We start from the raw sequence: 7,372 nt of genomic DNA on the forward strand, positions 1-7,372 counted from the left end.
GCCCGCCGATCAGCTCCTTCACTTCCGCTTGCGGATCTCCTCGGCGGCCTGCGGCACGACCTTGAACAGGTCGCCGACCACGCCGAAGTCGGCCAGTTCGAAGATCGGGGCCTCGGCGTCCTTGTTCACCGCGACGATGGTCTTCGAGGTCTGCATGCCGGCCCGGTGCTGGATCGCGCCGGAGATGCCGAGCGCGAGGTAGAGCTGCGGGGAGACGGTCTTGCCGGTCTGGCCGACCTGGAACTGGTGCGGGTAGAAGCCGGAGTCGACCGCCGCGCGGGACGCGCCGACCGCGCCGCCGAGCAGGTCGGCCAGCTCCTCGACCAGCTTGAAGTTGTCGGCGTTGCCGACGCCGCGGCCGCCGGAGACGACGACCGAGGCCTCGGTGAGCTCCGGCCGGGAGCCCTTCTGCTCGGCGACCCGCTCCACGACCTTGGCCAGCTTGTCCTGGTCGGCGACCGACACGGTGAGCTGCTCGACGGCCGGGGTCGCCGCGGCCGGGGCCGGGTTGACCGAGTTCGGCCGGACGGTGACCAGCGGCAGGCCCTTGGTGACCTTGGACTTGACGATGGTGGAGCCGGCGAAGGCGACCTGGGTGGCGGTGCCGTCGGCGGCGAGGGCGACCACGTCGGTGAGGATGCCGTTGTCCAGCTTGACGGCCAGCCGGGCGGCGATCTCCTTGCCCTCCTGCGAGGAGGCCAGCAGCACGGCGGCGGGCTGGACCCGCCCCACGAGGTCGGCCAGCACGGTGGCCTTGGGGGCCACCAGGTAGCCGTCGATCTCCTCGCCCTCGGCGGCGTAGATCTTCTCCGCGCCGTACTCGCCCAGCTTGCCGCTCAGCGCCTGCGCGGCGCCGGCGCCACCGAGCACGACCGCGCTCGGGGTGCCCAGCTCGCGGGCGAGGGTGAGCATCTCGAGGGTGACCTTCTTGACGCCGAATTCCCGGGTGGCTTCGACGACGACGAGAACCTCAGACATGACCCTGACCTCTCACACGAACTTCTCGGTGGCAAGGAACTCGACCAGCTTGGTGCCGCCCTCGCCCTCGTCGGTGACCTTGGTGCCGCCGGAGCGCGGCGGGCGCTTGGTGTGCTCCAGCACGGCGCTGGTCGCGCCGTCGAAGCCGACCTCGGTGGGGGCGACGCCGAGGTCACCCAGACAGAGCGTCTGCACCGGCTTCTTCTTGGCCGCCATGATGCCCTTGAAGGACGGGTAGCGCGGCTCGTTGATGGTGTCCCACACGGAGACCACGGCCGGGGTCGAGGCGGTGACCACCTCGTAGCCCTCCTCGGTCTGCCGCTCGACGGTCAGGGTGCCGCCGTCGACGGTGAGCTTGCGCGCGCCGGTGAGCGCGGCCACACCGAGCCGCTCGGCGATCATGTGCGGCATGACCTGGACCCGGCCGTCGGTCGACTCCGCGCCGCAGATGACCAGGTCGGCGTTCAGCTGACCGAGGGCGGCTGCCAGGACCTTCGAGGTGGCCACGGCGCAGGACCCGTGCAGGGCGTCGTCCACCACGTGCACAGCCTTGTCCGGACCCATGGACAGCGCCTTGCGGATCGACTCGGTCGCCCGGTCCGGACCCATGGTCAGGATGGTGACCTCACCGCCGTGCGCCTCCTTGATCTTCAACGCCTCTTCGATGGCGTACTCGTCCATCTCGTTGATGACGTTGTTCGCCGAACCGCGGTCGACGGTGTTGTCGTCAGAACGCAGGTTGCGGTCCGCGCCCGAATCAGGCACCTGCTTGACGAGTACGACGATGTTCATCGCGCTTCGACGACCCTCCTGTTTGGTGTAGCGATCACTCGCCCGGTCACGGGCGCAGCCTCCCGCGTGACTTAACGATCGGTCAACCGCGGGCTGCTGTGCAGTTGCCCACGGGGCAATGTTACCCACAAGTAGCATCGCCTCCCCGAGGCCTCAGAGTGACACAGGTCACCGAGCACCCCGGGGAGGACGTCACGCGGCCAGCGCGGCCCTGATCTTGTCCAGCATCGCCGCCTCTGCCGGGGCCACCCCGCGATGGGCCTGCGCCACCTGCTCCGCCGCCGCCAGCACCACCGACCGGTAGGCCGCGACATCCCCGGGCGACTTCGCGCGCAGGATCTCCACCGCCCGGGTCAACGCCGGGAGCACGGTCGCCTCGATCTCCAGCGCCGAGTCGTGCGACAACTCCGGCAACGGGCCGGTGGTCAGCGCCGCCTTCACCACCCCGCTGGCGTCGGAGAGCGCCCCGGAGGCCGCGATGCTCTCCCGCACCATGGCCAGCATCCCGGGCACCGCGTTGGAGACCAGGAAGACCGCCCCGAAGGCCCCCGTCTTGAGGGTGAGCTGCTCGTCCGCCGTCAACGGTTCCATGATCACGGAGTGTAGACGTACGGGGTGCTGGTGGTGACCGCAACGAGCCCGAGCCGCTCCAGGATCGGCCGGCTGTCCGGCGAGCAGTCCACCTGCACCAGCGTCTTGCCGCGCTGCTCGGCCAGCCGCGCCCGGTACGCGACCAGCGCCCGGTAGATGCCCTTCTTCCGCCACTCCGGCAGCGTCGAGCCGCCCCACAGGCTGGCGAAGCCGGTGCCGGCCTGGTAGCGGACCCAGCCGGCGCTGACCACCGTGTCCCCCGCCTCGGCCACCACGATCGTGATCGACTGCGGGTCCGCCTCGATCTCCTTCGCCAGCCCGGTCACCAGGTGGCTGCGGTCCTCGTGCCAGACCGCCTCCTCCATCGCCCCGATCCGCACCAGGTCCTCGTGCGCGGTCACCTCACGCAGGCGTACCCCCTCGGGGAGGACCGGGACGGCGGCGGCCAGGGCCGCGACCGGGCCGACCACGACGGTCTCCAGATCCTCGGGCACGAAACCGGCGGCCCGCAGCCGGTCCGCCAGGTCCGCCGGCTGGTCGTGGCCGGCGAGCTTCCACTCGACCGCCTCGCCCCTGGCCCGGAAGAACTCCACCTGCCGGGCGATCAGCGCGTCCAGCTCGGCGCCGGCCAGCCCGCCCAGGTCGCGGTAGGTGATGAAGCCGCGCTGGTCGAGGCCGAGGACCCGGAACAACGGGCCGTCCTGTTCCACCGTCACCCCGGCGGGCAGCGGGTCCGGAAGTTCCGGGCGGATCTGGTAGTCGTAGGCGTCGCGCAGGCCGCGCGCGTCAAGATCGGTCATCCCTCCAGGCTAGGCAGGGGACAAAGCGGATAATGGCGGTGTGTGGCAGGCGATCAGGCGCTGGTTCGATCCGCGCGAGCTGCGGTCGGTGGGCACCACTCCCGACTACCGCTTCTCGCTGGCCAACGAACGCACGTTCCTGGCCTGGCTGCGGACCGGTCTGGCGCTGATCGCCGGCGGGCTGGCCGCCGCCCAGTTCCTGCCCAAGCTGCCGCTGGCCCATCTGCGCGAGGTGATCGCGGTCGCGCTGCTGCTGCTCGGCGCCACGGTGGCGATCCGGGCGGTGGACCACTGGGCACGGACCGAGCGGGCCATCCGGCTGGGCGAGGAGCTGCCGGCCTCCCGCTTCCCGGCGGTCCTGGCCCTGATCGTCGCGCTCGGCGCGCTGCTGCTGGTGATCGCCGTGCTGGTCCGGGGGGTCGGGTGACCCGCGACCCCGGGCTGCAACCCGAGCGCACCCGGCTGGCCTGGCGACGCACCCTGCTGGCGCTCACCGGGGTCACCGTGCTGGAGATCCGGTTGGCGCTGGCCGGTCACGCGTTCGACGCGGTCCTGGCCGGTCTCGCGGTGGCCGCCTGGCTGGCCACCCTGCTGGTGGACTGGCGGCGGGCCACCGGGGCCGGGCCCCGCCTGGGGCACCGCTGGTCGTTCCCGCTGACCGCGTTGGCGGCGGCCGGGATGGCCCTGCTCGGCCTGCTGCACGTGCTACGCGGGCTGCGGTGAACGGCACCGATGGTCCATCATGTCCGGCATGGTTCGCCTGTACGGGCTTCTCTTTCTGGCCGAGGTCGTCCTCGGCATCTGCGCGCTGATCAGCTGTCTCTCCGCGGAGGAGGGTGAGATCCGGGCGCTGCCCCGGGTCGCCTGGGTGCTGATCATCCTGTTCTTCCCGCTGATCGGCTCGATCGCCTGGTTCGCCGCCGGCCGGGAGCAGTCCGCCCGGCGCCCGCGTACCGCCTGGCCGATGGGGAACGGCTTCTCCGAACAGGACCGCCGCCGGACGGTCGCGCCGGACGACGACCCGGCGTTCCTCTCCTCGCTGGCCGAGCGGAGCCGCCGGGACGACCAGGAACTGCTCCGGCGGTGGGAGGAGGACCTGCGCCGCCGCGAGGAGGACCTGCGGCGGCGGGAGGGCGACCGGGACCGGCCGGAGGTCTGAGCACCGCGGCCGAGCACCGGCCGGGCAGAATCGACGCCGTGCGGATCAGCCTCCTCGGACCCCTGGAGCTGCGCGCCGACGCCGGTACGCTGGTCGAGGTCGGCGGCGCCCGGCTGCGCCGGCTGCTGATCCTGCTCGCGCTGGAACCCGGCCGTACGGTGACCCTCGGCCGGCTCGCCGACGGCGTCTGGGACGGCGATCCGCCGGCCGGCGTGGCCAACGCGCTCCAGGCCCTGGTCTCCCGGCTGCGCCGCAGCGCCCCCGGACTGCCCGTGGAGGCACAGCCCGGCGGCTACCGGCTGGCGGTGTCCCGGGACGACGTCGACCTGCACCGGTTCGAGTCGGCCGTGCACGCCGGCCGGGCCCGGCTCGGCACCGACCCGGCCGAGGCGTGCCGCCGGCTCGCCGAGGGGCTGGCGCTGTGGCGCGGTCCGGCCCTGGCCGACGCCGCCGACGCCGAATTCGCCCGCGCCCCGGTGGCCCGCCTCACCGAACTGCGGCTGGCCGCCACCGAGGAGCTGGTCGAGGCGCGGCTGGCCGGGGAGTCCCCGGACGCCCTGCTGCCGGAGCTGCGGGAGCTGGTCGCCGCGCACCCGCTGCGGGAGCGGCTGGCCGGGTTGCTGATCCGGGCCCTGCACCGGGCCGGTCGTTCCGCCGAGGCGCTCGCCGAGTACGAGCGGCTGCGCGCCACCCTCGCCGACAGCCTGGGCAGCGACCCGGGTCCCGAACTGGCCGCCCTGCACCTGGAGATCCTCCGCGGTGCGGTGACCACGGGACCGGCCCCGTCCGGCGGAACGGACGGGGCCGCGGCCGGCACCTCCGCCGCGTCCGCTCCCGGCGTCCCCGCGCGCTGCCGGCTGCCCGCCACGCTGACCAGTTTCGTCGGGCGGGAGAAGGAGGTGACCGCCGTCGCCGCGCTGCTCGACCGGTACCGGCTGGTCACCCTCACCGGTCCCGGCGGGGCGGGGAAGACCCGGTTGGCCGTCGAGTCCGGCCGGGCCGTCGCCGGCCGCTTCCCGGACGGGGTGTGGCTGGTGGAACTCGCCCCGGTCACCGACCCGGCCGAGGTGCCCCAGGCGGTGCTCGCCGCGCTCGGCCTGCGCGAACAGGCCCTGCTCAGCCGGGCCGGCCGGGGCGTGCCCGAGCCGGTCGAACCGGTCGACCGCCTGGTCGAGGCACTCGCCGGCCGGTCCGCCCTGCTGCTGCTGGACAACTGCGAGCACCTGCTCGACGCGGCGGCCGGGCTCGCCGAACGGCTGCTCACCCGCGGCGCCGGGCTGCGGGTGCTGGCCACCAGCCGGGAGCCGCTGGGCGTGACCGGGGAGGCGTTGCGCCCGGTGGAGTCCCTCGCCCTGCCGCCGTGCGAGGCGGATCCGGCGACCGCCGCGGCGTACCCGGCGGTGCGGCTCTTCGCCGACCGGGCCGGCGCGGTCCGCGCGGACTTCGCCGTCGACGAGGGCACGGTCGGCCCGGTCGTGCGGATCTGCCGGGCGCTGGACGGCATGCCGCTCGCCATCGAGCTGGCCGCCGCCCGGCTGCGCTCGCTCACCGCGGCGCAGGTCGACGAGCGGTTGGACGACCGGTTCCGGCTGCTGACCGGCGGCAGCCGGACGGCGCTGCCCCGGCACCAGACGCTGCGCGCGGTGGTGGACTGGAGCTGGGACCTGCTCGACGACGGGGAGCGGGCGCTGTGGCGGCGGTTGGCGGTCTTCGCCGGCGGGGCGACCCTCGCAGCGGTCGAGCGGGTCTGCGGCGATCCGGGCACCGTGTTCGACCGGCTCGCTGCCCTGGTGGAGAAGTCGCTGGTGGTGGCCGTCGGTGACGCCGAGCCCCGCTACCGGATGCTGGAGACGATCCGCGAGTACGGCCGGCAGCGGCTGGCCGAGGCAGGGGAGGCCGACGGCGTCCGGCAGGCGCACGCCCTCGAGTACCTCGCCCTCGCCGAGGAGGCCGAGCCGTGGCTGCGTACCGGGGAGCAGCTGCGCTGGCTCCGCCGGCTCGACGCCGACCACGACAACCTCCACACCGGCCTGCGATACGCCGTCGCCGTCGGGGACACCCCGGTCGCGGTCCGGTACGCCGCCGCGCTCGGCTGGTACTGGTGGCTGAGCGGCCGGCGCGCCGAGGGCGCCGAACTGGCCGCCCAGGTCTTCGCGCTGCCGCCGGTGGCGGCGGGGGACGCCCCGGCGGACCGGCTGGCGGTGGCCCTGACCCTGGCGGCGCTCAACCTGGTCTCCACCCGCAACGACCTCTCCACCGGGCTGGACTGGCTGGAACGGGCGGCGACGTTGGCCACCGGCCACGAGCAGGCCCACCCCGTGCTGCGGCTGGTGGGGCTGGTCTTCGCCTCGTTCCGCAGCGGGCTGCCGCCGGAGGCACCGGACGAGATCGCCGCCCTCTTCGCCGACCGCGACCCGTGGGTGGCCGGCACCGCCCGGCTGTTCCAGGCGCACGCCCTGCTGAACGCCGGCCTCTCCGACGAGACGGCCGAGGCCGACCTGCACGCGGGGCTGGCCCACTACCGCGAGGTCGGCGACCGGTGGGGCATGTCGTTCGCCCTCACCTCGCTGGCCGATCTGCTCGACCGCAGGGGCGAGGCGGCCCGGGCCACCGCGTTCCACGAGGAGGCGCTGACCTGGTTCGAGGAGCTGGGGATCCAGGACGACATCCCGGAGATGCGGCTGCGCCTGGCGAGCAACCTGTGGCGGCGCGGCGACCACGACCGCGCGCTGGCGGTGCTGTCCCGGGCGGAACGGGAGGCGGAACTCAGCGGCTCCGACGAGACCCGGGCGGCGGTGGCGCACGGGCGGGCCGAGATCCTGCGTGACCAGGGCGACTGGGCGGGGGCGCGGGCCTGCCTGTCGGAGAGCATCCGGCTGCTCGGGGACCGTACCGTCGCCCCGCAGTGGCGGGCGCTGCACGCCAGCAACCTGGCCGTGCTGGACGCCGTCGAGGGTGACGGCGCAGCTCTCCCCCGCGCACCAGGCGGGGGTCACCGAGCACGTGACCGTCTTCTCCGGCGTGCTGCGCGCCGGGCCGGTGGACGCCCCGC

At 74.2% G+C, this 7,372-nt stretch carries 8 protein-coding genes; 4 read left to right on the forward strand and 4 right to left on the reverse strand.

Annotation, left to right across the window (positions count from 1 at the left end):
- Window positions 1–18: 18 nt before the first annotated feature.
- From ACWEVO_RS24405 to ACWEVO_RS24420, 4 genes are all read right to left on the reverse strand, one after another.
- Entirely contained in the window at window positions 19–978 is a 960-nt protein-coding gene (locus ACWEVO_RS24405) for an electron transfer flavoprotein subunit alpha/FixB family protein (RefSeq protein ID WP_452309839.1), read from the reverse strand.
- A 12-nt stretch (window positions 979–990) separates the two neighbouring features.
- Window positions 991–1,770, reverse strand: a complete 780-nt coding sequence (locus tag ACWEVO_RS24410; RefSeq protein ID WP_452309840.1) for an electron transfer flavoprotein subunit beta/FixA family protein — start codon at window positions 1,768–1,770, stop codon at window positions 991–993.
- Between the two features lie 192 nt (window positions 1,771–1,962).
- Window positions 1,963–2,361: a hypothetical protein gene (locus tag ACWEVO_RS24415; protein ID WP_452309841.1), complete on the reverse strand. Its 399-nt coding sequence runs from the start codon at window positions 2,359–2,361 to the stop codon at window positions 1,963–1,965.
- Window positions 2,362–2,363: 2 nt separating this feature from the next.
- Window positions 2,364–3,161 carry a GNAT family N-acetyltransferase gene (locus ACWEVO_RS24420; RefSeq protein ID WP_452309842.1) on the reverse strand — a complete coding sequence of 266 codons (798 nt, stop codon included), beginning with the start codon at window positions 3,159–3,161 and terminating at the stop codon, window positions 2,364–2,366.
- Between the two features lie 40 nt (window positions 3,162–3,201).
- Between ACWEVO_RS24420 and ACWEVO_RS24425 the strand changes: the two genes are divergently transcribed.
- The 4 genes from ACWEVO_RS24425 to ACWEVO_RS24440 form a co-directional block, all read left to right on the forward strand.
- Window positions 3,202–3,588: a YidH family protein gene (locus tag ACWEVO_RS24425; RefSeq protein WP_452309843.1), complete on the forward strand. Its 387-nt coding sequence runs from the start codon at window positions 3,202–3,204 to the stop codon at window positions 3,586–3,588.
- Complete coding sequence (locus ACWEVO_RS24430; protein WP_452309844.1) at window positions 3,585–3,884, forward strand: DUF202 domain-containing protein; 300 nt, start codon at window positions 3,585–3,587, stop codon at window positions 3,882–3,884. The genes ACWEVO_RS24425 and ACWEVO_RS24430 overlap by 4 nt, the downstream gene beginning before the upstream one ends.
- A 28-nt stretch (window positions 3,885–3,912) precedes the next feature.
- Window positions 3,913–4,320 (forward strand): PLD nuclease N-terminal domain-containing protein, encoded by a 408-nt coding sequence (locus tag ACWEVO_RS24435; protein ID WP_452309845.1) that lies wholly within the window; start codon window positions 3,913–3,915, stop codon window positions 4,318–4,320.
- Between the two features lie 38 nt (window positions 4,321–4,358).
- Window positions 4,359–7,372, forward strand: a 3,014-nt coding sequence (locus tag ACWEVO_RS24440) for an ATP-binding protein (RefSeq protein ID WP_452309846.1), incomplete at its 3' end; no start/stop codon positions are given.

The organism is Micromonospora sp. NPDC003776, from assembly GCF_053605645.1.

Excerpts from the sequence above, each read along its gene's own strand:
- ACWEVO_RS24435 (WP_452309845.1), top strand. The coding sequence starts at position 3,913 with ATGGTTCGCCTGTACGGGCTTCTCTTTCTGGCCGAGGTCGTCCTCGGC.
- ACWEVO_RS24410 (WP_452309840.1), bottom strand. The coding sequence starts at position 1,770 with ATGAACATCGTCGTACTCGTCAAGCAGGTGCCTGATTCGGGCGCGGAC.
- ACWEVO_RS24420 (WP_452309842.1), bottom strand. The coding sequence starts at position 3,161 with ATGACCGATCTTGACGCGCGCGGCCTGCGCGACGCCTACGACTACCAG.
- ACWEVO_RS24415 (WP_452309841.1), bottom strand. The coding sequence starts at position 2,361 with ATGGAACCGTTGACGGCGGACGAGCAGCTCACCCTCAAGACGGGGGCC.
- ACWEVO_RS24405 (WP_452309839.1), bottom strand. The coding sequence starts at position 978 with ATGTCTGAGGTTCTCGTCGTCGTCGAAGCCACCCGGGAATTCGGCGTC.